The organism is Taylorella equigenitalis ATCC 35865, from assembly GCF_000276685.1.
Lineage (GTDB): Bacteria > Pseudomonadota > Gammaproteobacteria > Burkholderiales > Burkholderiaceae_B > Taylorella > Taylorella equigenitalis.
This window is the reverse complement of sequence record NC_018108.1, coordinates 1,213,300-1,239,797: the sequence shown is the minus strand read 5'-3', so window position 1 is coordinate 1,239,797 and position 26,498 is coordinate 1,213,300. Positions and strand designations below refer to the sequence as shown.

The 26,498-nt window shown below is 33.4% G+C and carries 36 protein-coding genes; all 36 read right to left on the bottom strand.

Features of this window, described 5'->3' with window-relative positions:
* Nucleotides 1-12: 12 nt before the first annotated feature.
* The 36 genes from KUI_RS05720 to KUI_RS05550 all read right to left on the bottom strand — a co-directional run bounded on the left by KUI_RS05720 (nt 13) and on the right by KUI_RS05550 (nt 26,486).
* Complete coding sequence (locus tag KUI_RS05720) at nt 13-561, bottom strand: plasmid mobilization protein (protein ID WP_013521348.1); 549 nt, start codon at nt 559-561, stop codon at nt 13-15.
* A 167-nt stretch (nt 562-728) separates the two neighbouring features.
* Nucleotides 729-1,613: a hypothetical protein gene (locus KUI_RS05715; protein WP_014840503.1), complete on the bottom strand. Its 885-nt coding sequence runs from the start codon at nt 1,611-1,613 to the stop codon at nt 729-731.
* Nucleotides 1,610-2,617: a PriCT-2 domain-containing protein gene (locus KUI_RS05710; protein ID WP_100248698.1), complete on the bottom strand. Its 1,008-nt coding sequence runs from the start codon at nt 2,615-2,617 to the stop codon at nt 1,610-1,612. Before KUI_RS05710 ends, KUI_RS05715 begins: the two co-directional genes overlap by 4 nt.
* A 77-nt stretch (nt 2,618-2,694) precedes the next feature.
* Nucleotides 2,695-3,114 (bottom strand): hypothetical protein, encoded by a 420-nt coding sequence (locus KUI_RS05705; RefSeq protein ID WP_013521345.1) that lies wholly within the window; start codon nt 3,112-3,114, stop codon nt 2,695-2,697.
* 11 nt (nt 3,115-3,125) lie between these two features.
* Nucleotides 3,126-3,425: a HEAT repeat domain-containing protein gene (locus KUI_RS05700; RefSeq protein WP_013521344.1), complete on the bottom strand. Its 300-nt coding sequence runs from the start codon at nt 3,423-3,425 to the stop codon at nt 3,126-3,128.
* Between the two features lie 26 nt (nt 3,426-3,451).
* Entirely contained in the window at nt 3,452-3,862 is a 411-nt protein-coding gene (locus KUI_RS05695; protein ID WP_013521343.1) for a HEAT repeat domain-containing protein, read from the bottom strand.
* A gap of 41 nt (nt 3,863-3,903) precedes the next feature.
* Nucleotides 3,904-4,392 carry a hypothetical protein gene (locus KUI_RS05690; protein WP_013521342.1) on the bottom strand — a complete coding sequence of 163 codons (489 nt, stop codon included), beginning with the start codon at nt 4,390-4,392 and terminating at the stop codon, nt 3,904-3,906.
* Nucleotides 4,393-4,455: 63 nt separating this feature from the next.
* Nucleotides 4,456-6,528, bottom strand: a complete 2,073-nt coding sequence (locus tag KUI_RS05685) for a type IV secretory system conjugative DNA transfer family protein (protein WP_014840500.1) — start codon at nt 6,526-6,528, stop codon at nt 4,456-4,458.
* A gap of 22 nt (nt 6,529-6,550) precedes the next feature.
* Entirely contained in the window at nt 6,551-7,567 is a 1,017-nt protein-coding gene (virB11, locus tag KUI_RS05680) for a P-type DNA transfer ATPase VirB11 (RefSeq protein ID WP_013521340.1), read from the bottom strand.
* Between the two features lie 183 nt (nt 7,568-7,750).
* Nucleotides 7,751-8,368 carry a hypothetical protein gene (locus KUI_RS05675; RefSeq protein ID WP_013521338.1) on the bottom strand — a complete coding sequence of 206 codons (618 nt, stop codon included), beginning with the start codon at nt 8,366-8,368 and terminating at the stop codon, nt 7,751-7,753.
* A gap of 3 nt (nt 8,369-8,371) precedes the next feature.
* Entirely contained in the window at nt 8,372-8,548 is a 177-nt protein-coding gene (locus tag KUI_RS08315) for a hypothetical protein (RefSeq protein ID WP_013521337.1), read from the bottom strand.
* Nucleotides 8,549-8,551: 3 nt separating this feature from the next.
* Entirely contained in the window at nt 8,552-8,935 is a 384-nt protein-coding gene (locus tag KUI_RS05670; RefSeq protein ID WP_013521336.1) for a hypothetical protein, read from the bottom strand.
* A 43-nt stretch (nt 8,936-8,978) separates the two neighbouring features.
* Nucleotides 8,979-9,851 (bottom strand): HEAT repeat domain-containing protein, encoded by an 873-nt coding sequence (locus KUI_RS05665; RefSeq protein WP_013521335.1) that lies wholly within the window; start codon nt 9,849-9,851, stop codon nt 8,979-8,981.
* Between the two features lie 57 nt (nt 9,852-9,908).
* Nucleotides 9,909-11,072 carry a type IV secretion system protein VirB10 gene (gene virB10 / locus KUI_RS05660; RefSeq protein WP_013521334.1) on the bottom strand — a complete coding sequence of 388 codons (1,164 nt, stop codon included), beginning with the start codon at nt 11,070-11,072 and terminating at the stop codon, nt 9,909-9,911.
* On the bottom strand, nt 11,073-11,885 hold the full coding sequence (gene virB9 / locus KUI_RS05655) for a P-type conjugative transfer protein VirB9 (RefSeq protein ID WP_013521333.1): 813 nt from the start codon (nt 11,883-11,885) through the stop codon (nt 11,073-11,075).
* A 24-nt stretch (nt 11,886-11,909) separates the two neighbouring features.
* Entirely contained in the window at nt 11,910-12,620 is a 711-nt protein-coding gene (locus tag KUI_RS05650; RefSeq protein WP_013521332.1) for a VirB8 family type IV secretion system protein, read from the bottom strand.
* Nucleotides 12,621-12,629: 9 nt separating this feature from the next.
* Nucleotides 12,630-13,124 carry a hypothetical protein gene (locus KUI_RS05645; RefSeq protein ID WP_013521331.1) on the bottom strand — a complete coding sequence of 165 codons (495 nt, stop codon included), beginning with the start codon at nt 13,122-13,124 and terminating at the stop codon, nt 12,630-12,632.
* 68 nt (nt 13,125-13,192) lie between these two features.
* Nucleotides 13,193-14,560, bottom strand: a complete 1,368-nt coding sequence (locus tag KUI_RS05640) for a DUF2336 domain-containing protein (protein WP_013521330.1) — start codon at nt 14,558-14,560, stop codon at nt 13,193-13,195.
* 39 nt (nt 14,561-14,599) lie between these two features.
* Nucleotides 14,600-15,565, bottom strand: coding sequence for an ArdC family protein (locus tag KUI_RS05635; protein WP_013521329.1), 966 nt, complete (start codon nt 15,563-15,565; stop codon nt 14,600-14,602).
* A gap of 6 nt (nt 15,566-15,571) precedes the next feature.
* Nucleotides 15,572-15,742 (bottom strand): hypothetical protein, encoded by a 171-nt coding sequence (locus KUI_RS08310; RefSeq protein WP_014840498.1) that lies wholly within the window; start codon nt 15,740-15,742, stop codon nt 15,572-15,574.
* Between the two features lie 137 nt (nt 15,743-15,879).
* Nucleotides 15,880-16,467 (bottom strand): hypothetical protein, encoded by a 588-nt coding sequence (locus KUI_RS05625; RefSeq protein ID WP_013521327.1) that lies wholly within the window; start codon nt 16,465-16,467, stop codon nt 15,880-15,882.
* A gap of 51 nt (nt 16,468-16,518) precedes the next feature.
* Entirely contained in the window at nt 16,519-17,049 is a 531-nt protein-coding gene (locus tag KUI_RS05620) for a hypothetical protein (RefSeq protein WP_013521326.1), read from the bottom strand.
* A gap of 36 nt (nt 17,050-17,085) precedes the next feature.
* Entirely contained in the window at nt 17,086-18,210 is a 1,125-nt protein-coding gene (locus tag KUI_RS05615; RefSeq protein ID WP_013521325.1) for a TrbL/VirB6 family protein, read from the bottom strand.
* An 8-nt stretch (nt 18,211-18,218) separates the two neighbouring features.
* Nucleotides 18,219-18,848: a type IV secretion system protein gene (locus KUI_RS05610; RefSeq protein WP_013521324.1), complete on the bottom strand. Its 630-nt coding sequence runs from the start codon at nt 18,846-18,848 to the stop codon at nt 18,219-18,221.
* Nucleotides 18,835-19,215 carry a hypothetical protein gene (locus tag KUI_RS05605; RefSeq protein ID WP_013521323.1) on the bottom strand — a complete coding sequence of 127 codons (381 nt, stop codon included), beginning with the start codon at nt 19,213-19,215 and terminating at the stop codon, nt 18,835-18,837. Before KUI_RS05605 ends, KUI_RS05610 begins: the two co-directional genes overlap by 14 nt.
* Nucleotides 19,216-19,245: 30 nt before the next feature.
* Nucleotides 19,246-19,485 carry a hypothetical protein gene (locus tag KUI_RS05600; protein WP_013521322.1) on the bottom strand — a complete coding sequence of 80 codons (240 nt, stop codon included), beginning with the start codon at nt 19,483-19,485 and terminating at the stop codon, nt 19,246-19,248.
* A gap of 42 nt (nt 19,486-19,527) precedes the next feature.
* Nucleotides 19,528-20,457, bottom strand: a complete 930-nt coding sequence (locus tag KUI_RS05595; protein WP_013521321.1) for a hypothetical protein — start codon at nt 20,455-20,457, stop codon at nt 19,528-19,530.
* Nucleotides 20,454-21,158, bottom strand: coding sequence for a hypothetical protein (locus tag KUI_RS05590; RefSeq protein ID WP_013521320.1), 705 nt, complete (start codon nt 21,156-21,158; stop codon nt 20,454-20,456). The genes KUI_RS05595 and KUI_RS05590 overlap by 4 nt, the downstream gene beginning before the upstream one ends.
* Nucleotides 21,159-21,243: 85 nt before the next feature.
* On the bottom strand, nt 21,244-21,903 hold the full coding sequence (locus tag KUI_RS05585; protein ID WP_013521319.1) for a hypothetical protein: 660 nt from the start codon (nt 21,901-21,903) through the stop codon (nt 21,244-21,246).
* Nucleotides 21,904-22,016: 113 nt separating this feature from the next.
* Entirely contained in the window at nt 22,017-22,499 is a 483-nt protein-coding gene (locus KUI_RS08325) for a HEAT repeat domain-containing protein (RefSeq protein WP_014840496.1), read from the bottom strand.
* Between the two features lie 40 nt (nt 22,500-22,539).
* A complete protein-coding gene (locus KUI_RS08490) occupies nt 22,540-23,322 on the bottom strand; it encodes a HEAT repeat domain-containing protein (protein WP_225972085.1) in 783 nt (260 codons plus the stop codon).
* Between the two features lie 44 nt (nt 23,323-23,366).
* On the bottom strand, nt 23,367-23,969 hold the full coding sequence (locus KUI_RS05570; RefSeq protein WP_013521316.1) for a hypothetical protein: 603 nt from the start codon (nt 23,967-23,969) through the stop codon (nt 23,367-23,369).
* An 11-nt stretch (nt 23,970-23,980) separates the two neighbouring features.
* A complete protein-coding gene (locus KUI_RS05565; RefSeq protein WP_126476011.1) occupies nt 23,981-24,289 on the bottom strand; it encodes a hypothetical protein in 309 nt (102 codons plus the stop codon).
* Nucleotides 24,290-24,326: 37 nt separating this feature from the next.
* Nucleotides 24,327-25,124 (bottom strand): hypothetical protein, encoded by a 798-nt coding sequence (locus KUI_RS05560; protein WP_013521314.1) that lies wholly within the window; start codon nt 25,122-25,124, stop codon nt 24,327-24,329.
* Nucleotides 25,125-25,167: 43 nt separating this feature from the next.
* Complete coding sequence (locus KUI_RS05555) at nt 25,168-25,785, bottom strand: hypothetical protein (protein ID WP_013521313.1); 618 nt, start codon at nt 25,783-25,785, stop codon at nt 25,168-25,170.
* Nucleotides 25,776-26,486 carry a hypothetical protein gene (locus KUI_RS05550; protein ID WP_014840491.1) on the bottom strand — a complete coding sequence of 237 codons (711 nt, stop codon included), beginning with the start codon at nt 26,484-26,486 and terminating at the stop codon, nt 25,776-25,778. The genes KUI_RS05555 and KUI_RS05550 overlap by 10 nt, the downstream gene beginning before the upstream one ends.
* Between the last annotated feature and the right edge of the window lie 12 nt (nt 26,487-26,498).

Here is a 26,498-nt window from a genome sequence, read left to right as displayed (position 1 = left end):
ATTACATTCTCCTTAAAGGATTGGTGTTGCTGATATCAGTTTGCCTACCTTTGTTTTGTGTAGGTCAAAGTATTCTTTCCAGTTAACTAAGTCTTTACACCATTTTTTTATTTCATCACTAGTTGTAAAGCCTTCGGAATTTAGTTTTTTAGCGATTTGGTTTATGTTATTTCCGATTTGATAGAGTTGATAATTGCTTTGTTTTAATTCCTGTCTTTGTAAAAATGTTAAATGCTTAGGGGCATTTTTAACTAAAGAATTATTAAGAAGGGCTACGATATATTTATTGACTGTAATTCCTTCAATTTGAGCATTAGCTTCTAATACCTTTTTTACTTCCTTAGTTAATCTGATTTTCACAACATCATTAGTTTTAGAGCCAATGTATTTATTATTGGTAATAATGTTTTGATTTTTTAATTCTTGTTTTAGCAATACTTTTACTAAACTAGGAAGGGAGGATTTGCCAGTTTTTATAAGGGCAATCTTTTGAAGTTCTTCTATTTCTTTTTCAGAAAAATTATTTAATTTAATTGACTTTTGCATATTATTTTTTCCCATAAAAAAATCCCCCTCTAATTAAAGAGGGGGCCTAAGAAGTGAAAAAGTTTGAATGTAAGTTAGTCAAATGTGTATAGTGCACCTTCACCGCCATCGACTTTTGAATTGTATTTACACTTACACCACCTGAATGCCCATCATCTCTTATGGGCAAAATTAAAAAATATCTATCTAACCATGTTTATAGTTGGATAGTTCCTTACAGGTTCTTCATAATCTTTATTAAGAGACTTAGCTTTTTGAGCTTGATTTCTTTTTTCAAGGATTTGTCTCTCTCTTTTCTCTAATACTTCTTTAAAGGCAGGGGGTAGATTTATCTTATTGTTATCAAGGGCTTTTTGCAGAGTTTCAGTAAAGTTTCTCTTTACGTCATCCCTTTTTTTGTTATCAATCGTATCAATTACGGCATTAAACATATCAATAGCAATACTTGCTTTTGCAAGTTGTTTTATATCCTTATTCTCAATTCCTTTTAAATCATCTAATTTCACAATTAGTTCACTTGGGATTTCACCAATTGTTGTGATATCTCCAAATCTTGCGTCATCATCAAAATCAGCCTTAACTGATGAATTGATTTGAGCCTCTGATGGACGTGAGACTTGAGCTAACATGCTTGAAACATCAATATGATTTTCATTTTTAACCTCTTTTTGAGTTAAATCTTTAGGTGCTAATTCCTGTTCACGTGCAATTGTTTTTTCAACCTCTTGATTAAATAACACATGGGATTTGGCACATTTCATTACGTAGTAAAGCTGGTCTTGAAAATGTTCATCATTAACTGGATTACCAGTTAGACGGGTTCTATAAAGATTCTCTCTTTTTTCTCCTAAACTTTCTAAATCATCATAAAGTTTTGGGTATTTCTCTTTGTTCTCTTTAACCCATTTTTCTAAATCTACACCTCTAACTCCTTTATCGTTTTCCTGATATCTAATATCAGTAAATAAGCGTGAAGCATAAGAGCTTGGGGTTTGAAATTCCTCTTTTACACTTTTCCAATTTTCGCCTTGATAGTATCTTGATATATAACTTTTCTGTTTTGTCATAAGCACATCTCCATTTCTTGGGGTTTAATAAAATATGTCTTTAATTCCTCTAGTCCACGTAGTTGAGCTAAGTCGTTAAAGTCACTTGGGGGATTGGGGGCGGATAACTCTTTTTCTGTAAATTCTGGGAAGATAATTTCTGCTTTTGGATTAAATTTCTTAATTTTTTCAGCGTACCTAAACCCAGCATTTGATCTATCTACATCTGCACAGACGTAGATTTGTATGTTTGCTTTTTCAAACTCTTTTGCAACCTCAACCATGTTGTTGCCCGTAAAACAAACCGCAACATCTTTTCCAGTTGCCAGATGAAGACTTGCACCCGTTGCGAAGCCTTCACATAAAAGGATTTCTCCTTTCTCTTTGGCTTTATGCCAATTGCCTAAAGTTAGGAAATTGCCCTTAACGCTTGCATTTTTGTTAAAGCGTTTTACACCTTCTGGACTAATAGTCTGTATTGCTACCACTGATCCATACCGTTTAAGTGGGACTAAAAGATTTGCACCTTCTTGCTTTAAGTACTTACTTATTTTTTTGTCATTAATGCCCTTATTTACTAAGTATGGGTGACAATCTTTTTCTCTAAAGTAAAGTCCATCATTCCATCGATTTAAACTCTCTTTAATCGATTCTTCTTTTTGCTTTGCCTCTAGAAGTCGGCTTGCTCTAAATTCTTCTTCTCTTTTTTTTCTTATAAGGGCATAATCTGCCTGCCTTTTGGCTAACTCTTGAGAGGAATAAGTTTTATTAATATCCTTATAACCATGCTTTCTTGCTTCATAAAAAAGAGAGGCTATATTTATCCTCCCTTCTTTTAAACTTCGCCATGTGCTTTTTGCACTTTTCTCTTCATAATTACTTGCCCGTTTACTCCAGCCATTCCATATCTCAAATCCAGAATCACCGTATTCACTTTTTATAGCGCCACCCATTCTTATCCAATTTGTACGATCCGATGAATCTATAAAATCTAATGCCCTTGTAGTTTTATCTATATCTTCCATATCCTTCACTCCAAATAAAAAACCCTTCCATTTCGGAAGGGTTACATTGTTAAGTCTTGGGGTTTTGTATTTTTTACTTAGAATCTTTTTTGATATGTAGCTTTAAAATTCTTTTTGATAACTTCTCTTACATGATAATTACTGTCATATGCTAATTGCTCAATTAAATCTTGAGATAAATCATCCCTTCGGGCGATTTTTGCCCTAACCTGTGAAAACTTATCACTTACTAAAAGTTCTACTAGCTCATCACTTAAGTTGGCTTGAGAAGCTATCGCTTCTCTTACCATCTCTTTTTTATCGTATGAGAGTTTCTTGACAATATGTTCTGGCAAGTCTTCTCGACTTGCTACATCAAATCTGACTACCTCATTTTCATCGCATGCTAACTTTTCTAAAATCTCAATAGAAAGATTAGGGGTTTTTAATAATGCTTTTTTCTCTAAATAAGATAAATTTTTTAAATCTACTTCTTTAGTATCTAATTTTTCACTCAATTTAAACTCCTTTAAATTTTTAAACCTTTTGTTTTTCCATAATTGTTTTGAATAATGCGTCTAACTTCTTTTTCGCTATCATTGGCTAACTTCTCGACTAACTCAGAGGGAAGATTGCCTAAGCATGCAATGGCATATCTAATCCACTTATCTTTATCATTTGATAAGTGTTCTATTATTTTTATAGACGTGTTTGGGTCTTTGATTAGTGCACGTTTTTTAGAAAAACTTAAATTCTCTAAATAGGCTATTTCACTCATATTACTCATATCATCTATATTCTCTACAGTCCGTATATCTTCCTTTTTCATACATTCCCCCTTGTTAAATACTTACCTTAGAGGCTTTCTTCAAAATACTCCGGATAATTATTTCTAATAGACTTTCTTACTTTCCATGAATTATCATTGGCTAACTTCTCGACTAAAGAAGGGGATAGTTCCTCTTTTGAGGCAATAGCTGATTTAACCGCCCAGTGAGTATCATTCGCTAGCTTCTCAACCAAATCTTGCGACAAGTCATTACGCTTAGCTATTGCCTCTCTAACAGCCCAATGTTCATCATTAGCTAGCTTCTCTATTAGAGAAGAGGGTAGAGAACAAAAACTAGCTACTGCGGTTTTTACAAACCAATCTTCATCGTTAGCTAATTCTTCTAAAATCAATGTCTGTACTTCAGAAGTTTCCATAGAATGTACTAACTCTATTTTTTCATCAAAACTTAGAGTTTCTATTTCTTCTATTTTCATAAAATTCTCCATTAAAAACAAAACCCACTCTCTTGAGTGGGTTACATTACTAATTCCTTAGGTTTTACTTGATATATCCCTTGGATTCTTTCTATTACTTCTCTTACTTGAGATGATTTATCATTCGCTAATCGCTTTACTATTTTTTTTGGTAAGTTATCTCGCCATGCAACTTTTCGCCTTACATTTGTGTTTTTATCCTCTGCTAACTTCTCTACCAGATGTTGGGGCAAATCCTCACGTGAGGCGATAGCCTCTCTTACTTGAGATGATATATCTTCTGCTAATTTTTGGATTAGGGAAGAGGGCAAATCCTCCCGTGAGGCAACGGCTTGCCTTACTGAATAAGATTTATCGTTAGCAAGGATTTCTAATATAGATTTAGGTAAGTCACTTCTAAGAACTACATTGTATCTAACGTGTATAAATTCATCGTTAGCCAACCCTTTTAGGATCTCTTCAGAAGTATTTGGGTCTTTAGATAAAGTATATCTTTCTTCATATCCTAATTTTTCTTTTTTTAAGTGCATATTACATTCCTTTAAAAACAAAACCCACTCTCTTGAGTGGGTTTTACACACAGCTGTTTATTATCAAAAATCATAGTCATTTTTTCTTTCACGTTTACTTAAATTTTTTGAATCTTTAATTTCCTCTTTTATGGAAATGATTTCTTCAACAGTCGTATTTTTAAGTGACGTTGCACAAGCGTGCTGAATTCTTGGTATGATTTTTTGAATTTTCTCCTTTTCTTCTTCATCAAGTGATGGAAAAAGCATTTCTATAAAGGTATCTTTAATTTCCTCTACTACTTCCTTAACATCAATATCACTATCATTCATAAGTTCTAATAAACTTACATATTCAAGATTTTCTTCCTTTTGTTGCTTAGCATGCTCAATATTAATACCACCCGATTTACCAGTATCGGTTTTATCACTATTATTTACATCACTTTCTTTAAATTCTTTAATTAACGGAATAGGTGATGGCTCAAAACCCAATCTCTTTTTAAAAAATGGGTCTTTGTAGTAGATAATCTTCTTAGCATGTATTGGATAAATCCCCGTCATTGAAATAATGCAATCGCTCTTATCCATCTGTCTTAACTCTTCTGGATTCATAACCGCACGTTTCTGATCGCTTATACTTGTTGAGGAACTACCAATCTGTCCTTTGTTTTTAGATTTACTTTCTGATTTATATGTCTCATACCCTATAATCTCAGAATATTCCTTAGCGTCATCATTATCACGAGGAGGATATATTATTTGGCACTCAAAGTTTGTAGACAAACTTCTTGCACCATCTTTTGTATATATCCTATTAAGCTGGCTCATGTTTTGGAAAATTAATAAAAGCCTTAAGTTATAACCTGCTATGTAAGCGACGGATTTTTCAATGATATCCACTTTACCTAAAGCTGCGAACTCATCAAGCAACAATAAACATTGATACTTTAATGATTTATTTTGCTCTGGCAATTCTTCTGTATTCAATGATATTAATTGTGAGACAAACAGATTAATAAGTCTTGAAAACTTAGCTATATCATTTGGCTGAATACCAATATATATAGTCATTTTTTGTTTTCTTACTTCCCGTAAGTCAAAATCATCTGAACTAGTTACTCTTTGAACAATCGGATCACTAAATACACTTAGTGGGGCTACTAGTGATGAAAGTATAGACGCACCAGTTTGATCTGATGTTGTTGCATAACTCATCAAGTTTTCCTTACATGCTTGTGAGTAATTCTTATCAACTGCTACGCATTTTTTAATCCAATTAGCAAACGATGAGTATTCAGATGGATACTGTGTTGTTAAGCTTTGCAACAATGACATTGAAGGTACTTTTGAATCGTCCCAATTATCAGTGCCTTTTTCTAAATTCTCTCTTTCTACCATATAAAGCACAAGTCCTGTAAATAGCTTTTGAGCCATTTCAGCAAAGAACTTTGAATTACCGCCACCGCCTTCACTTTCTGTGCTTGAATATAGAATGTTTGCCATATTCAAGGCGTCTCCCACCATGCGATATTTATCACGACTTATATAACTCATCGGATTCCAACAATGGCTTCTAAAATCTTTTGTTGAAGGGTTAAATAAATAAACCTTTTGCCCTAAAACCTTTTCTCTAAAACCTCCTGTTATTTGAAAGTTTTCTAGTTTTGGGTCAAAAACTACCATGGAATCACGATAATTTAAGCAGTTTGGAATTACTATCCCAACACCCTTACCAGAACGAGTAGGCGCAGCTAAGAATGCAAATTGTTTTCCAGACCACTTAAGAAATTTATTATCAAATTTTCCTATAAGTATTTCTGGGTCTTTATGCTTTTCATCAAAAAGATTAAAGTTTTTGATTTCTACACTATTTGCAAATCTAGCAGAACCATGTAATTCTCTACGGGGCTTTTTATTTACTACGATAAACCCTAAAGCCAACCCAAATAGTGAGAATACAAAAGCAATTCCTACACCTATCTTATAGTAAAAAAGTTCCCAAAATTCCATATATTTAAACAATATAACGGGATTGGGAAACACCTTAACTCCTGATAATAATGCAAATATAAACCCACCAAATGCCAACCCTAAAAGGGTTATTACAAGCCAAAAAATAAGGACTACGACTAGTCCTTTTTTCTTTTCTTTCATATAATTTTTTCCTAAATAATTATTATCTTCCTTTAAGGGCAGTATGTTTAGCTATCGGATCGTAATAAAGCTCTGTTAAGTATGTTTTTTCAAAAAAACATACAACATCTATAGTTGACCTAACTATATTAAGTAAATAGTTATAATCCATCGCCCGCCCTGCCACGCTTTCTTTAGCTAATTGAGTAATACGGTAAAAAACACTTTCGGCGTCATTTGCATGTACCGAAGTTAATCCCCCTGCATGGCCCGTATTTAACGCACTTAAATAATCAAACGCTTCATCACCTCTTAATTCAGTAAGTAAAATCCTATCTGGCTTTAACCTCATACAAGTTGCTATTAACGATTTTGCAGTAATGTTTTCTTTATAAAAAAGGTGTACGTGATTTACATGATTTGGTAAATCTAACTCATGTGTATCTTCAATTGTTATGATTCTTGTATCAAGAGGAATTAAATCAGCTAATGCTTTTGTAAATGTAGTCTTACCAGAACCAGTACCGCCTACCATACAAATATTTAGTTTTTTCTCAATAGCAAGTCGAAAAAAAGAACCTAAATCCTGTGTCTCTTTATATTGCAATAATTGCTGTTCATGTTGATGTAAAAGAATACCCTCCGTAGTTCTTTGTGCATTAGCCACATCTTGAAATCCACTTAACCTATTAGAGTTAACATAATCAGTCAAGCTAAATCTACTAACTGATGGCTTACGTATAGAAAACACTACAGTTCCATCTTCACACGCTGGGGGGATTACTATATGACATCTTTCTCCATCTGGTAAAGTCACACTTTGCATTGGATCTTTAGGAATAATGTTTTTACCGTTATACACACACATCACATTAGCCAATTCATATAACCTTGCTAGCGTAAGATTAGGCATTTCATACCTAATTACACCTTTTGAGTTTTCGCAAAAAATCTCAAAAGGGCGGTTTATCATTAATTCCGTCGTTCCTTCAATACTTAATAAGCTAGTCAATCCTAGCTTATCAAGCATATTTCTTACACTTATATCTTTATTATTCATCTCATTAAAAAACCCACTCTCTTGAGTGGGTTACATTGTTAAATCTTGCGGTTTAGGTTCTTGGGTAGTTCCGTAATTAATACTAATTGTACGCCTGACACGCCAATGTTCATCATTAGATAGCTTCTCTAAATCTTCACTCATATATAGCTCCTTATAAAAAACCCTTCCATTTCGGAAGGGTTACATTGTTATATCGTGTGTATTTTCTATTACTAGAAAATACTCTACATCTCCATATTTCGATTTATCCAAATTATCATAAGTTTCTTTTGCTTCATACTTATCAAAAGAAATAATTTTGTGATTTCTATTACGTAATCTTGTATCTACACAATCAAAAAACCTTTCACCTTTTTCATTTTCCATATATGCATAAACCGCATACCCATCATCTATAAATAGGTTTACATATTCATTGTCTTCTATATCATCTAAATAATCTATATCATCTATATCATGTGAACGTAATGCACTTCTTATTGAATATCCAAAATCTCTTAGGTTTCCTTCTGGGTGATTCCACTCCTCCAGTATCCACATAACTTGTTCTTCAAATGTATCAGCCAATACAGGTCCATAATTAATAATCGAATTATCGGTAGGGTCAAAATGACTTACATATTGTTTACTATCTACTTGATGTAAATAAAACCCATCATCTCTATATTTAGAAGTTTTTTTGGCTATTGCTGTATCTAAATACTCAACTATTGCCTCTTCACTAAACCCATATTGAATATATTCATTGGTATTCTCAAATATGCTTCTTACTTCTTTGCCATAATCTTCTATATTCATAATCTAAACTCCTTTAATAATTAAGACGATTATTAAAATAATCATTGCTAAAAAGCCTAGCTCTTCGATAACCACCGCCATTAAGATAATTGAAAATGGTTTTGAAGGTTTATTGCACTTCCTCTCTTCCTTTGTAGCCATTTCTTGGGATTGATTATCTTTCTTCTCATTTATTTTCATTAGCTAAATTTCCTCAAATTCTAATTTCAATAACCCGTCTTTAGTTAGATAAAAATAATTTGAGTATATGTATCCTTTTTTATTTAAATCTTCTTTATCTTGAAAAAACCAATCACGGTCTAACTCATAATTAATAGAAGATTTCTCTTGAAATCTATACACATCTACACTTACCGCACCTTCGGTTTTTTTAAGTAAATCCACTAAATATTTATCTTCGACTAAGTCGATATATAGAATTACACCTTCCTCATCCGCTACAACCGCTATTTCATTATGTAATAACTCTTCATTTTCACAATAAGAAAGTAAACACATTTCTACCTTATCTCTATGCACATTCACATTTAGTCCAATTAAATCTTCTGTCTCTTTTGCTATATTCATCTACTTAATTTCCTTATAAAAAACCCTTCCATTTCGGAAGGGTTTAAACTTCTAAAGTTTCGTCTTTAGGCTTAGGGCTAATTACGTAATTTTTTCTAATAACACTTCTTACTAAATAAAATTTATCGTTTCCTAACTTATAGACTAAATCTTGAGACAAATCCTCTCGTTGGGCTATGGTATGTCTGACACGCCAATCTTCGTCAGTCGCTAGCTCTTCGATTAATTCAGATAGTAAATCATCTCGCTGGGCGATCGTACGCCTTACTTCCCAATCTTCATCACGGGATAAGGTTTCCATCACCGATACAGGTAAGTCAGCCCGTTGGGCTAAGAAAAATCTTACTATCCATTCTTCATCCTCTGATAATTGCTCTATCAAATGTTGCGGTAAATCGCCCCTGCGGGCGATGGTGCCTCTTACATATTCATATTCATCATTGGCTAATTCTTCGATAAGCTCATCACTTAAATCGTATCGGCCCGCCACCGCCTCTCTAACAGCCCAATGTTCATCAAGGGCTAATTTTTCTATTAGAGAAGAGGGTAAGTCAGCCCGTTGGGCTACAAAAGCTCTAACTTCCCAGTATGGGTCTTTTGCTAATTTCACAATTAAATGTTTTGGTAAATCTAATCTAAGGGCGATGGATTGTCTAACTTCCTCATGCTCATTATTAGAGAGAATTTCCATTACTGATTTGGGTAATTTTGGACGTATTGATAGCTCGCCTCTTATACGTAAATTTCCATTTTGTGCTAGGATTACTAGTGTTTTTTCTGTTGTTACTGATGAATTAACTAAAAGTAATTTCTCTTTTTCGGTTAATTCTATTAGTGTGTGAGAAGAGGGTAGATATATATCTCTTTTATGTTTTGCTCTCAAATTAGCTCTTCGCACGCTTTTTTCTTCACTCATATATAGCTCCTTATAAAAAACCCACTCTCTTGAGTGGGTAATTGTTTTTTCTATTATCTACTTTTTCATCTTAACGACTTCATAAACTGGTTTAAAGTCAACATCACGGGCTACGATAATATTTATAAGTGTTCCTTGATTGACATATCCAGTAGGCGGTATATCGATTGTGTTTTGTAAGGCTTCACTAGCCATATCGTTTGTAGCTTCTGTAGTATTCTCAAAATTATTGTAATTTTTAGATCTATTACTTAGATTTACCATTACATCATCTATCATTGATAGCATAATTGCACCCCCAAAGCGTTTCCAAAAATGCGTATCTACTTGAGAATCTATTCCTGCTTCTCCTAACGGTCCTGTTGATGGACTATCAATTTCAATCTTAACCCCATACGGTGTATCGATTGTGTTCCACATCACAAATACTCTAGCTTGCCCTTGGGTTAGTTGAGAGACTTGTTCACCTACAACCATTGAACCACGCTCAATTAATAGGACTTCACCATTTGCACTATATACATCACGATTTACAACGCATTGTGTGAAACCGGGCTGTGTAGTAATAATTTTGGTTTGAAGTGTGCATGCTATATTTGTACCCTTTCTCATTAGATACGTTTGATCGTCTCTTAAAGTTGCTACCACGCTATGAGTGTCAGTCCTAGTCATTCTATTGTACATAATACTTTCTGTATTAACCCCTCTATTATCTCTATCACTAATCTCACTATCTTTAGAGGCTTGCTTTTTTATATCAAAGGGAACCAAAACTTCACCAGAAAGCCTTCTTTCTAAATCTGGGTCTTTCTCTTCCTCCTCTTTATTCTCTTCAGTTGGCTTTACTACAACCGTTGTATGTGTTTCACCGATTACCGTAGGTTTAGCCTCCTCTTTTACTGAGGGCTTCATTTGATTTCTTTGGGCTTGCAATTGCTTTTGAAGTATATCCCTTTGATCGTTTGCAAAATCACGGCTTGGATTGACTTCAACCTCAGGTTCCTTCTCATTTACTACTTTTGGTTTATCGTTGCTTCTAAATAATAAAAGTAACAATATTACTAAGCCTGCTACAAACAAAAGAGAAGCGGTAAGTTTTCTAACCTTTGAACTAGCTTTTTTAGAATTGCTTAAATCTACTTCACCTCTTTCCACAGTTGGGTCATTAATATTATCCGCTAGGGTGAAATCATTTGTTTCTTGATTAAATCCATTATTCATTTAATTCTTCTCCCTAAGAACTCTTACGTCAGTCTCATTGCCTGTACCGTGGTAGTTAAACCTTCCGTTTACATCAAATCCTTTATTTACAATCCCTAATACCTTCGTGCCTAATCGTAAGTAAAACTCTTTATTTAGCTGATGAACTATTAATGTATTACCCTTAACCGTAAAATTAAGAAGCATTTCTGTACCATCTGGCATGATTTTGTAGATATTAGGTAAGTCCTTATTATTATCAAATTCAAAGTACGTAAACCGTCCATCATCGTATAATGCTGTAGGTGCCAATTCATCATCACCATATCCCCAATAGTTTTGATTCATGCGTTTAACATTTACTGATTTATTAGCAAATTCCTTAGATACTTGATCTCTTAATTCTTCATCTCTTGAAATCATTTGTTTTTTAGGATAAGTAAACCTTAAAACATATGTATCCATCTGTTTGCCCTTAGGCAACACACTTAATTCAAACGCATATGTTCTTTTATTGGTATTAACAATAAGGTTAGTATCTGGGTTTTCTGATAAAGGCTTAAATAACACATTATTTGCTTTTACTGCCACGTTCCAAGCAGTAGCGTCTCCCATACCTAATAATCCCATTTCCTCATCTAAGTACTCATCTTCTTCAAACTGAATAAGCACCGCACGTCCAATACTAGCTTTTATGTTATAAACTTGAGTAGGGGTGTAAAACGCCGTTTGGATACGCCCATCACCCTTACCGCCTTGCGGTATAACTAATGCGTATGCATTGCCTGCTATAAGCAAAATAAACGCTACAAAAGTGGATAAAAAGTATTTCATTTTCTCTTTTTCCTTATTTAATTTTTAATTCTCTGTATCTACTGTGTAACTCCCAACCGTAAACCCTAAAGGGTTTATTAAGCTATCGTCATGGGATAACTTACGTTTGGCATACTCATAGCCAATAGTTGCTATTAACTTTTGTGTTGTTGGCTCTTTTGTTGGATCTCGCAAATCATACATTTGCCTTTGAAATCTCACTTGGGCTACATCTCCAACGTATGATATAGAGGTTATTTTCACATCTACCCTAAAATCATTTTTAAACACCTTGTAAGGGGCTACATCTGATAAGAAAAACTGCTGTATTCTCTTTTGTTCTTTTTCACCACTAAACACTATTGTTGTATCGTAATTGGCTTGCACCGTATACCAGTCATAACCCTCTCTGAAAATTACATAGTTTTTCAACCAGTACCTATCCATTGCTTCTTTTTTGTCTATCTTTTGCTCATCTAAGGCATAAACAATATCCGTATGCCCTGTGTTGTTATCAACTCTAACAACATATGGCTCTACCGTTTTAAGAGGGGTTAGTAGCATAACCGCACATATTGCAAGTGCCGTCATTACCATGCTTAATGCTGTAATCGTCCATGCAACTCTACTCATTGCTTTTACGCCTTTGATTTTGGATTTTTCAAATTCCTTAGCACTTTCAATCATCTTATTTGCTATCGCATTTGCATTGGCATTTGGTGTGTTAGTTACTTTGTTATCTTTTCTCTTTCTCATTTTCATCTCTTACTTTTTAAGTTCAAATAATTTGTCAGATTCTTTGTTTGATTTAACTTTTGTCTCTACTACAGCCTCTGGATTTGGCTTAGTCAGAGGCTTTATTTGGGTAGAAGGTAAGGGGACAGTAGGCTTTAATTCAGTAGGTTCTACTACCTGTTTTGTAGTTATAGTAGTCTCGATTTCTTTGATAACTTCTTTGTTACCCTCATCTTTTGTCTTATGTTCAGTCACTACTTCAACCTTTTTCCTTAAAGTAGGTTTTGGATATATTGTTGGTTTATCCTTAATAATATTTTCTTTCGTCTTGACATCAATTGATTTAGTTACCAAATCAAAAGTGGGTTTATATGCTTGCTCGTTAACTGGTTCTACATAGCTTTCAGTAACTTTTTCTTGATTTGGATTAATTGGGAATAACTTGCCTTCTGGTTTAGGTGCAGGCGTATGCGTTGCACACGCACTAATTAAAACGGGCATTAAATAGATTATTTTTTTCTTCATACAGTTTCTCTTTTCCATAAAAAAACCCATCTAATTAGATGGGCGTTCATAACTTATTTTTAAAAATGTTACATTGCTAATTCTTGGGATTTTTCCTCATGGATTGTCCCGTGGTTTTTTTTAACAGCGTATCTGACATTTGCGTTTTCATCACTTGCTAGAATTTCTATTACTGATTCAGATAAATCCTTGCGTTGGGCGATGGTGCCTCTGACACTCCAATCTTCATCATTAGCTAGCTTCTCGATTAGAGAAGAGGGTAAATCATTACGCTTAGCTATTGCCTCTCTAACAGTCCAATGTTCATCCTCTGCTAGCTTCTCTACCAAATCTTGAGATAAGTCCTCCCGTTCCGCTATCGTACGCCTTACATAATCGTCTTCATCGTTAGCTAGCTTCTCGATTAGAGAAGAGGGTAAATCATTACGCTTAGCTATTGCCTCTCTTACGTTCTCCTCTTCATCATTAGCTAATTTTTCGATTAACTCAGCACTTAAATCGTGATGATAGGCGATTTCTTGCTTGAAGTATTCATTCCTACTATTAGCTAATTTTTCCAGACAAGTAGAAGATAATGAATGAAAATTTTCATACATTACTGAAAATGCAATTTCATCATCTTCATCGTTAGCTAGCTTCTCGATTAACTCAGAAGACAAATCCTTGCGTTCGGCGATGGCTCGCCTTACGTATTTATCCTCATCATCCGCTAGAATTTGCATTACGGATTCGGGTAAATCCTCTCGTTGGGCGATGTTTTGTCTTACTTCCCAATATTCATCCTCTGCTAGCTTCTCTATTAGAGAAGAGGGTAAATCCTTGCGTTGGGCGATGTTTTGTCTTACTTCCCAAAGCTCATCATCAGCTAGAATTTGCATTACTGATTCAGGTAAATCCTCTCGTTCGGCGATGGTACACCTTACATCCCAATCCTTATCATTAGCAAGCTTCTCTATTAACTCAGCGGGTAAATCCTCCCGTTCCGCTATGTTTTTTCTTATATACCAATGTTCATCATTAGCTAGCTTCTCTATTAAATCTTGAGATAAATCATCCCGCTGGGCGATCGTACGCCTTACATACTCATCTTCATCGTTAGCTAGCTTCTCTATTAGAGAAGAGGGTAAATCATCTCGCTGGGCAACGGCATTTCTTACATCCTCCTCTTCATCATTAGCTAATTGTTTAATTATTGATTCTGGTATATCAGCCCTTTGGGCGATTTTCTCTCTTACTCTCCAATCCTTATCATTCGCTAACTTCTCTACTAACTCATCACTCAAATCCTTACGCCCTGCAATCGCACTTCTTACTACTTCACTCTCATCATTGGCTAATTTGGCTACCAAATCTTGAGATAAGTCCTCCCGTGAGGCAACGGTGTATCTTACATTGATTTGATAATCATTAGATAGTTTCTCTAAATCTACACTCATATATAGCTCCTTATAAAAAACCCTTCCATTTCGGAAGGGTTACATTACTAATTCTTGGGATTTTTCTTCATGGGTTTTTGAGTTTTCTCTTTCATAAACACGCCCATATTTCATTACTCTTTGTTTGATTTTTTCGGCGTCAATTATTGCTTCTTTAAGAAAATTCTTATCATCTTTAATTGATTTTTGCCAATCTTTCACGTAACTAGCATGCCTTGATGGATCATGACCTAAGCCAAGCTCCATATTCACTAGCCATGAACTTATTTCAGCCCTTAGTTCTTCTTTTGCATAACTTTCACTTCCAAACCGTCCACTTAAATCTCGATTTAATCTATTTGGATGTCCTGTTGAATGTCCTATCTCATGTAAGAGTGTTGCATAATAACTTTGGGGTGTTTTAAATTGATTCTCTAATGCCATATGCACTTCATCATCTCTTAAGTTGTAGTAGCAATCATCTGAATATTCATTAAAGATTTTTAATCCATCCTCTTTTGCACCATTTATGATGTTTTCCACTTCATCAATCTTATCCCACTCATACTTTTCTACTGGGGGACGTTCTGGTACACCTTCAATTAAAGAAGCATTAAAAACGCTATATAGCCTAAGCACAAAGATTCTCTCTTTTTTACCCTCTTCATTAACTCTATCTTCATAGTTAGGGCTATATGAATCAATTTCTTTTTTAGTCTCTTTTTCAATTGCACTATAAAAAAAGATTTGTTCTGCTTTGGCTCCTTTAGTTAGTTTCCAGCCGTTTTTCTTTATCTCATTAAATGTGTAGTACCTATTATCTGTATAGCCTTTTTCATCTTGCATTACGTATAGATTAAGCATATTAGTGCCTCTATACTTTTGTTCTTTTGCATTTACTGGCATTGTGTTTTCAGTGCCTGTCCACTCTTTTTGCCAAGGGGCATTACTCTTTTCAATCTGCTTAGATAATACTTCAACAAGTCTATCTATATAGTCATCTTTTTTCTCCTTAATACTTGCCATTTTTTGCTACTCCTTTTCTACTAAGTCAGAATATGTGTCATAATCTGGATCATCTAATCCGATTGCTTTAACCTCTTCATAAGAAAGTGGTATCTCAATCTCTAGATCCATATCTTCTTCTAAGGAATACTCTCTAGCCCTTTGTTTTTTGAGCTTATACTCCTTATTCTGTTTCATTCGCCTTTCTCTTTTTTCACTTTCCGTAAGCGAAAACTGCATTCGCATTTTTCTCTCCATAAAAAATCCCCTCTAAATAAGAGGGGATACAAAATCAATACCAACAAAAAACCCTCTAAATCAGAGGGGATTTGGGGTTAGAAATATTTAAATATAAACGGATGTCCACTTAAATGGTAATGTTCAATTATTTTAGAACCATCTTTACGACTCCTAAAGAGAAAATGAATTTCTTCTGTAGGGGTGTAATTCTTTATAAATGGACCGTTGCTACTATGTTGAAATCCCTTATCATAAATCCAATCAGCAAGATTGGATTTATCAATTTCTACAACAACTTTATATAGCCTATCGTTTTCTTTTTCTTTTTCTATTGATTTGATTTTAATTCCAACTTTACCAGCACAAAAAATTAATTTTCCATTTGAATCAGTTTTTGCATACTTTTTACCCTCATCTGTTAGTTCAATTAATTTTCCATCACTAAAAACAGCGTTCTCTAGTGAAGATTGGCTTGTCTTATTAGTTTTTCTTAAAAAACCAAGATGAATATATTCTGATACTATATTTTCTCCAAAATTCAAAGGTATTGGATTTGAACAAACTTCTTCAACTTTTGGAATTGTTTTTAAAACATCCTGTCTAATTTCTGAAATTTGCTTATCTTCTGCAAAAGCCTGAGCGAAGGGAAGGACTAAAACTAATGAAATAAATAGTTTTTTCATTTTTAATTCCTTAATATAAACGAGTAGAGGGTTTGTTAGTTAGGGTAGGGGTTATTCGGAATATCTTTTCCAAACAATTCCGTTAACAACTTCAAAATAAAGAACTTCATCTTCTATAAACTGTTTCTGCATATTTTTAAGTTTAGTTTTTTCCAAGGATTTATCTAAAAACCATTTACTAACTTTAGAGTTATCAACTTTCAAACTCACCTTTATTACATTATTAGTTCCAACACGTTCTATTTTTTCTATGGTTTTAATTGGTTTACCTGTTGCACAAATACTGAAATTATCATCACCAAAACCCCTTTCCAAATAAGCACTAGCCCCTTCATTTAGGGCTACCTTTGTTTTACTAGGGTTTTTTGAATCAACTTTTTTTAGTATGCCTAATTTAACCAGCTCAAGTTGACCATCATTAGTGTAGGTTGAATCAAACTCATACCAAAGTAGATCAGAACAAATTTCATTTGTTTCAAGTTTTGTTTGAGTTACATAGGCTTTAACCATTTCAATGTCTTTATCAGCTCCATTGCAAGCAATAGATATTGGTAAAAGTAATAATGCAAGATATTTCTTCATTTAATTTCCTTATATTTGGGGGGTTGGGGTAAAGGGTTAATTAGATGGATTATTCATTCGTGATTTCTCTAAGGCGGATTTATGACCTAAACGCCTTCCTCCTCCGTCCCTAAAGAAACCTTTAGTAGCTTTAGCTACGCCTACGGCTTTATGAGCTAAACCAGAATTTATTAGTGCATTACCAGCTTTACCAAGAGTTCCTCCACTTGTCCAGTTAGCACTTCGTAGTGCCATACCTGCTCCACGACTTAACACCGCACCAGCACCTGTGCCTGCACCAGTAGCACCTGCCATTGCCATTCTTCCAAATCCACCAGTTTGACTAGAAGCACTGGCACCACCTACTAAAGCACTTGCTATAGATGGAATTGACATTATCACTGGAATTAAAATAGCACTAATAGCTATTATGGCTAAGGTAAAATTCATAATATCGCCTAGATTTACTGCAGTTGATTCACCCCAAAACCAATGATTTTCAACTTTATTTGTGAGTTTTAGCCCTTTCATTGTATCTTGTTGAATAACAATTATTATTGAGTACAATCCTATGGTTATAGAGTAGTTTAATATTTGACTTATCCAATTCATACCCCATTGTCTAGTATTACTAAACAAGAGAAAACCAATGAATATAGGACCTAAAGTTAGAATTACAGCTAGACTTGCTTTAGCTATTAAATACATGCCTATTGTTAAAAATAATCCACCATAACCTAATAACATTACAATACCCATGCTTATACCAATCAAAACTTTTGTAGCCCAACCTGCTGAATCTTGTTGTGCTTGAAGGTTTGATATATTTTGATTAATAACAGTCACCATTTCAGTAAAATATTTTGCGTCCATAGGTGTGCCATTTATCCAACCAACAAGAGATTCGGGTAATTCATAAAGATAAGTTGCAATGGTTTGATAATTAGGACCATTAAAAGCAATAGCAATAATTAATAACCAACCAAAAACTTTCCTAGTAAAATCCATTAAAGAAGCGTCAACGCCTCTTTGGTAAAAATCCCATATAACATAAAGCATGTATATAGTAAAACCCATTGAGAAAGCGTAAACAACATTTGTAATTATGTTATTGGCTCTATTGTACAAACCGCTACTCATAGCAGTCGTAATAAAGTCAAAAATTCTTTGAACAAATTCCATTTAACCACCTATTCGCAAGTTCGCCCTGCCCATTTAGCTAAGCTACAAGTTTCTTGACGAATTCTTTGTTTTGAATTAACTTCTTTTTGAATTTCATAAGCTCTTGCTAATTGGTCCAATTTAATTTGTTCATTAGTTATAGCTAATTGTTCGGATTGAATACGTGCTTGTAAGTCACCAGTTTCCTTAATATCTTTAGTTGTATTAATTAAATTGGTAAGTTCATCAATTTTCTTCATTCTTTCTTTGATTGAATCGAATGATTTTTCAGTCCCCTCAAGCATTGCTACTAGGTTTTTAGCAGAACCTTCTGGATCAAAGTTTTCACCTTTAAGAATATCTAAATTGCCTACTTTTCCATACATTTCTTTCCAAGAATCAGGAATATTAGACTTTAACTCATCACGCAATACATTACCTAGGCCTCTTTGGCTTGTTAAAGCACTGACTTGTGCTTTAAGTTCGGTAATTTGTTTAATTTGGTTTTCAACTTGATTTTTCATCTCTGCTAGAGATTTAAGAAAGTTTTGTGCCTCTTGGGTTAACTGGGCGGTATCAATTACAGGAATACCTCCAGCGTGTACATTGGCAAATCCTACACTTAATACAGTATATAAAAATAATTTAGACAATTTCATTACTGACCTCCTTTGTGTCATTTTTAATTAAACTTTGAGACTTTTTAATAGCCTCTACTTTTTTAATTTGAAACTCAATATCAGTTTCAAAACCCTTTTCGTAATACTCACGAATAAACTTCTGTGCTTTAGGGTTATAAGCTATGGCATTCAATATCACCTCTTTATCTTTTAAAACCCTATCTGTTGCATAACTAAGAAAACCCCAATCTTTCTTAGCTAGTTCTCTAAATAGCCCTACATCGTCTCTTAAAACTAGATATTTCTTAAATATCAATCTATGTTTCTCTAAACTTTCAGAATAACTAAGCGATAGTAAATACTCTTTAATTGGGTTTAATAACTGTTTTAGTTGTTCATTTTTCATCTCATAAAAAACCCTTCCATTTCGGAAGGGTTACATTGTTAAGTCTTGGGGTTCTGGTTCTTGTGTTATACCGTAGCACTTTTTAATAGCACCACGGACCCATATGCTTTCATCAAGGGCTAGCTTCTCAACCAAATCTTGCGACAAGTCCTCCCTCTGGGCAACCATACGCCTTACATATGTATTTTCATCGTTAGATAATTTCTTGATTAGAAAAGAGGGGGTTACATTGTTTTTTGCAAGTTTAAGTTTTATATCTTCTAAATTCATATATAGCTCCTTTAAACAACAAAACCCACTCTCTTGAGTGGGTTACATTACTAATTCCTTAGGTTTTTTATTTACATGATTTTGAGTTGTTTCACATACAAAATCACTAACTACTTTAGAGGCTTTTGCACAAAACTCTTTAAATGTGTCAATTTCATCATCAGTTAAATCGTTTGATATCCGTGTATATAAATCAAGGGCAAATAAATTACTATAATCATCTTCCATTTGTTTTTTAAACAAATCCGAATCGGTGAATACTTTCTCATCTAGGGGTTTGTTAATCAAATCATAGATTTCCTTATCTCTATAAGAAGTAATAATAAAAGGAATAGATTGATACTTATCCGAATATAGTCTTTTATAAAAATACTCATCAATTATGGGTTTAACAATACACTCTTTAGCAAGTTCTAATTTTTCTAATATCTTTTGTTCTTCATCTATTGGATTTAATTGACTATATTCTTTAGAATTCAAAACTAATTTACTAAATTCATCTAAAGTTTTAGGTAAGGCTTCTTTTTGATAATCAACTTTTTTCCAAAACTTCTCATAATCTGGTGTATCTAAATACTCAAATTCCAATACTTGATTTGCTACCTTAAAATAAGTATTTTTTAAATTATCTAAAACAAACTCTTCTTTTGAATATAGATATTCATCACCATTTTCATTTTCAACCCATGGTAAACGCCCATTCTCTTCCCATGGACAACTAAATTTTCCTTCTCCATCAAGGAAAAACTCAAATACATTTTGCTTTACGAAAACATCTACATCAATTCGATCTGATTCTGTCTGAGGATGTTTGATATGGTGCCAATATAAACGATACATATCATCTACCATATCTTTAATGTTTGTCTGTGACATGTCTATAGCTTTTTTTTCATCGTCTGTTAGATTAATGTTTTCTTCTACATAACTTTGGGCGTTTTTAATGCTTCTTTGATATTTGCTATTACTCATACACTTTGACTCCTTCCTTCACTTTGATTTGGGTTGGGGTTTTCTTCTTCACGCTCTTCGCACGCTTTTTTTAAAATCTTTTGGTTAGATAGTTGCTCTATTCTTTGATTTCTAAATGTGTGTTTACCATTTACTAAGTAATACTTTTTATTACCTACATCATCAAAATATCTGTTTTTTATAAAGTCTTTAGCCTCTTTTGCGGTGTTAAAGTAAATTGGCATAGCAAATTCATCATTAGATAATGCTAGTTGAGGATCAAAATATATCTCTTGCTCTTTTTTTACTAGCATTTCAACATTATGCTCATCATATGAACAAATTATTACCTTATCTTCATAGTCCGGACCAACTAGATTGAGAAACTCAAAAGAATCATATTTAAAATCGTTAAACCAATAAAAAGGGTGTGTTGTGTATAAGGAAAGATAATTTTTTAACTCTTCATCTAAGTTTGGTTTTTCTTTACTAATGCTAAAAACTTGAAAATATCCATCATCTTTTAAAAAGCAAGAGGCGATGTATTTACCTTCAATCTTATGTAAAAAAGCAAGATTTTTAGTAAATCTTGCTTCCCTTAATTCAATAGCGGTTTCTTTTAATTCTTCTATTAAGTCATTTGATATTAATAAATCAATTGTTCTTCCGTATGTTGTTAATAATTCAAATGCTTCTGAACTTAGTTTTTTTTGTACTTTCATTTTTTAACTCCTAAAAATAATCCCCCTACATTAGAGGTGTAAGGGGATAGAGGGAATGCACTAAGGATATATCAGCCTTATAAACTTACATTACTAAGTCTTGAGTTTGCTTACGTTCTTGCTTTTTTATAATGTTTTCAGCAAAATTTAAACAATCAAGAGTGTCTTTATCAGTCACTTTTTCATTAGTTTTATTGTCATAAAAACCATCATCTTTATGAGTAACATCTATGTGGTCTGATTTAATTGTGCCTTTATCAAGATTTACATAGTATTTAGTACCTTTAAGACTAATTTCTTTACCATCGTTTTTTCTTTCACGTGCCTCTTTCTCTTTAACATAAGCACTTATTAATGCACCTTTAAGTTTATCTTCAAGTTTTGGATTAACTTCTTTGCGTTGAGAATCAATAAATTTCTTATTATCAAAATCTCCAACTTGAGTAAATTTCTCATCGTTAAAAAGTACTGATTTTTCAGCTGTGTTCACATAGAAAGTATCTCCATACGATTTGATTTCCATACCACCATGTTCTTTTTCACGTGCTTTCTTATCGTTTGTGTACCCCCTAATAAGGGCAGAGGTGAGTTTTTTATTTAAATCATCATCTACCTTTTGTCCTTCTGAATCAGTAAATTGCCTTTGTTCAAACGTTCCAGTTTGGTGATATTGTTTATCATCATATGTGATTGTCTGATTTTTAGTATCTACATCAAATTTTTCATTATTAATAGTAATTTGCATAAATATGCCTCCATAAAAAACCCATCTAATTAGATGGGCAGTTAAAAAATCGGTTTTATTTAATTTATATTCTTATCTCTTCTTCATTAAAAAACCCTTCCATTTCGGAAGGGTTACATTGTTAAGTCTTGGGGTTCTGGTTCTTGTGTTATACCGTAGCACTTTTTAATAGCACCACGGACCCATATGCTTTCATCAAGGGCTAGCTTCTCTACCAAATCTTGGGATAAATCCTTTCTTACCGCCACCGCAAGCCTTACTTTACTACTTTTATCGCAAGACAACTGCTCTACTAAGTCTTGACTCAAATCCACCCGTTCTGCCACCGAAGCTCTTACATCCTCATGTTCATCATTAGCCAATTTCTCTACTAAGTCTTGACTCAAATCCACCCGTTCTGCCACTTCCCACCTTACACTCCAATCTTCATCATTAGCCAATTTATCTACTAAGTCTTGTGATAAATCCTTGCGTCTAGCTACACGTTGTCTTACACGCCAATCCTCATCATCCGCTAAGACTTTGAAAATCTCATCAGTAGTCCTAGAATCATAGGCTAAATTAATTATTTGTTTAAAACTTAATTCTTTGTTCATACATCTCTACTATAAAAAACCCTATCTTTTTAGATAGGGTTTACATTACTAATTCTTTTGTTTTTTCACGTTTTATATAGGGATTGGTTTTGATTGATTGTCTTACTTCTTCACTTTTATCATTCGCCAGCTTCTCTACTAACTCATCACTCAAATCCTTACGCCCTGCAATCGCACTTCTTACTACTTCACTCTCATCATTGGCTAATTTGGCTACCAAATCTTGAGATAAATCATCCCGCTGGGCGATCGTACGCCTTACATACTTATTTTCATCCTCTGCTAGCTTCTCTATTAGAGAAGAGGGTAAATCCTCCCGTGAGGCAACGGCATTTCTTACATTGATTTGATAATCATTAGCTAGGGTTTCAAGTATGGTTTCTGGAAGATACTCCCTAAGAGTAAGTGTCCTTCTAATAGAAGGATCTTCATCGTTAGCTAAAAATTCAAGGATAAAATCATCAGTTAGTTTATCAGTAGCTAAAGCGTATTTGTTTACTTTACCCTCATTAATTGCTTCTTTTAAAAACTCTATATTTATAATGGCTAGTTCTTCGATTGGGTTTTCTACTTCTTTAAAAAAGTAATCAACCACAATGCTTTCATAGGTATTATCTTTATCTACCTCACCTATTTTTTGATAGATTTCAATATTAGTATTAAAAATACCTACTATTTGTTTATCACCTAATTGGTGCATGCACACACCATTTTCAAAATCAAAAGAAAGATCATATTTAATTGCGCTATCTTTTAAATTTTCCCAATCTTTTAGGTCTTGCATACCCTTGCTATTTAACAAATCTTTTGTTTCTTTAGTCATTTGCATAATATTCTCCATTAAAAAACCCTTCCATTTCGGAAGGGTTACATTACTAAGTCTTTATTATTAAAAGTGTAGGGATTGTTTATTGGGATTATGAGATACTTCCCTTTATCTTCTCTACTATCAATCCACTCTTGGGCTTTTGAAGCGTTTTCAAACATTAAAGATTTAGAAAAATGGGAAGAAGAGTAGGGAATAGTTACATTGTTATCAACAACCATTCTTGCTCCTCTTAATGGGTCATCATGTATGATAAATACCTCTTCATTAAAATCTAATTCCACATCATTAAATAAAAATGTTGGATTGATTTTGAAATCATTTAATACTTTTATTGGGTCATCAACACAATCTATACAAAACTCAATTAGTGCTTCTTTTAAATCAATCTCTTTATTAGAAACCTTCATAACCTTAAATTCATCACTAGCTTCATCAAGCATTGTAGCTATGTACTTATCATCTATTTTGTGAAGATAAGCTACTAAGTAGCCATCTTTTCCTTGAGTAAAACAATCTTCATATGCATACTCATATTTATTTTTTACCTCTGGGGTCATATAACTTATATTATTCTCATGCACGTTAAGCAGAAAATCTTTTAACTTTTGCTCGCTACTTTTCTCTTTTTCTTCTTGTGCCATTTCTTACCTCTCTATAGAATTAATTCATCTAATAATTTAGATTGTTTCTCATCGTCTTTTTGGTTTTGGAACTTTTTGTATGCTTCTGGGTATCTTTCTTTAATACGCAAAATAACCTTGTTTAACTTAGCCTTTTTTTCCTCTTGCGTAAGTCTGGGTTTAAAAACCTTTTTATTAGTTTTAATTTTTGCTACTTCAAAGTTATCAATTGGATTTTCATTCAAACTCTCTGATAAATTTAAAGCTGTATATTCTTCATAATCATTAACCGTGAAAAGATCATCTTGCAATGGTTCTTCTTCATACACATAGTCAAACATAAAAGCCTCCATAAAAAACCCTTCCATTTCGGAAGGGTTACATTGTTAAGTCTTGGGGTTCTCTATCTATGTTGCGGTTTGTTTTAATAGCTTGCCTTACTTCCCAATCTTCATCGTTAGCTAGCTTCTCTATTAGAGAAGAGGGTAAATCCTCCCGTGAGGCAACGGCTTGCCTTACTCCCCAATATTCATCATCTGCTAGAATTTGCATTACGGATTCGGGTAAATCCTCTCGTTCGGCAACGGTGTATCTGACATCATCGTCTTCATCGTTAGATAATTTTTCGATTAACTTTTGGCTTAAATTCTCTCTTCGTGCAACTGAACTTCTTACATACCAAGATTCATCATCCGCTAATTTCTCAACTAGATCTTGACTCAAATCCTCTCGTTCTGCAATCGCACACCTTACTTCGCTATCCTTATCATTAGCTAGCTTCTCAAATAAAGAGGTGGTCAAAACATCCTTTCTAGCAATCCCTTCTCTTACTAGCCAATCTTCATCATTAGCCAATTTCTCAACTAATTCATGGGACAAATCCATACGATACGCTACCGCACTTCTTACATATCCATTTTCATCATTTGAGAGCTTCTCTACTAACTCTTGGGGCAAATCAGGACGTCTTGCTACAGCATGTCTTACATACTCATGCTCATCATCCGCTAATTTCTCAACTAGATCTTGACTCAAATCCTCTCGTCTAGCTATATTTTGTCTTACTTCCCAAAATTTATTATGAGATAATTCTTCTATATCCTTATCTGATAAATAGGGATCAACTGCTTGATACACTAGCTTATTTTCTTCATAACTTAATTCATCAATTTTCATATTCATTCTCCTTTAAATTAAAAAGCCTCTCAATTTAGAGAGGCTATAGTGTTAAAACTGATTGTCTTTCTCTTGAAAGATTTATAGGGTCTTTTGCAGTAGCTACAAAATGGTTGTAATATATTTTCTCACCCATATCTTCTAAATACTCAAATGCTTCTTGAGATGAAGGAAATTCTAATGCTTCTTCTAAACAGTTTATTTCATTTAAGTAATCCCATCCTTCTAGGGATTTATTTGTAGCACGACGATAAAAATTTATAAAACCATCATTTTCATAAAATAGAAAAACTGGATTATCGTAATTATCTTCTACTTCATTAAATTGTTCACGCCCAAATAATCCATACATATATAAATGTGGGATTGGATCACCATCCCAATCTTGAATTTCTATTCTGGCTAGATTTTCAAAATCCATCCCATTTTCTACTTTTCCTAATGTATAAATATTTTTTTCACTCTTATCATAGAAAGTAGCATAAAGTTCATTATCTAAATTAATTAACCTAAACTCTACTGGATAATCTTCATGATCATCCTCTGGTCCTATGATGTATTCTGATAAATTAAAATATTCATCTACCACTTCATCGAATTCGTTATAGTCTGGGATTAAATCTTTTTCTATCCAATCTTTAACTTTTTGTTTTAATTCCATTTCCACCTCTCCTTACAAAAAACCTCACCAAATGGTGAGGTTATAGTTATTAAATCATGTTCCGTATCTTCTTTAGAAAATATAAAAGGTTTTTCAGCTGAAACGATTATGCACTCTTTATACCTTTCCCATAACTTATTATCTTTAATAAATTTAAGTGCATATTTAAACTTCTCAAACTCAAGAATGCCCTCTGGTAGTCCTTTATCTAAAGGCTTAAAGCAATAGGGAATTTGTCTATCAAGAGTTAAAACCATTAACTCTTCATAATAGGGATTGCAAAATAAATACACAGAACCCTTATATTTAGGGGGTACTCTATTAAGATGGTTTGTCGTTAATAATGAATATTGACCTAAGGTTTTAATCTTTGTCTCATCACTCTTTTCACATTTATTACCCTCTAATAAATGTTCTAATAGTACATTTCTAAACTCTTCTAAATCATTTAAATAGGCAATAAAATTTATGCACCTACTATCCATATCAAAATGTGAGATGAAAAATTCACCTCCTATTTTGTGTAAAAAATAAATTGAATGCTCACCAGCAACCTTATCAATCATGCTGTCAAAATAAAGCATTTTTAAATCGATTAGTTGACTTGATGAAAAAAATAAATCCTTACCTAAAATTAAGGCTTTCAATTCTCTGTCTCTTTTGGTAGTTACATGCATTTCATTCCCCATTAAAAAACCCACTCAAATGAGTGG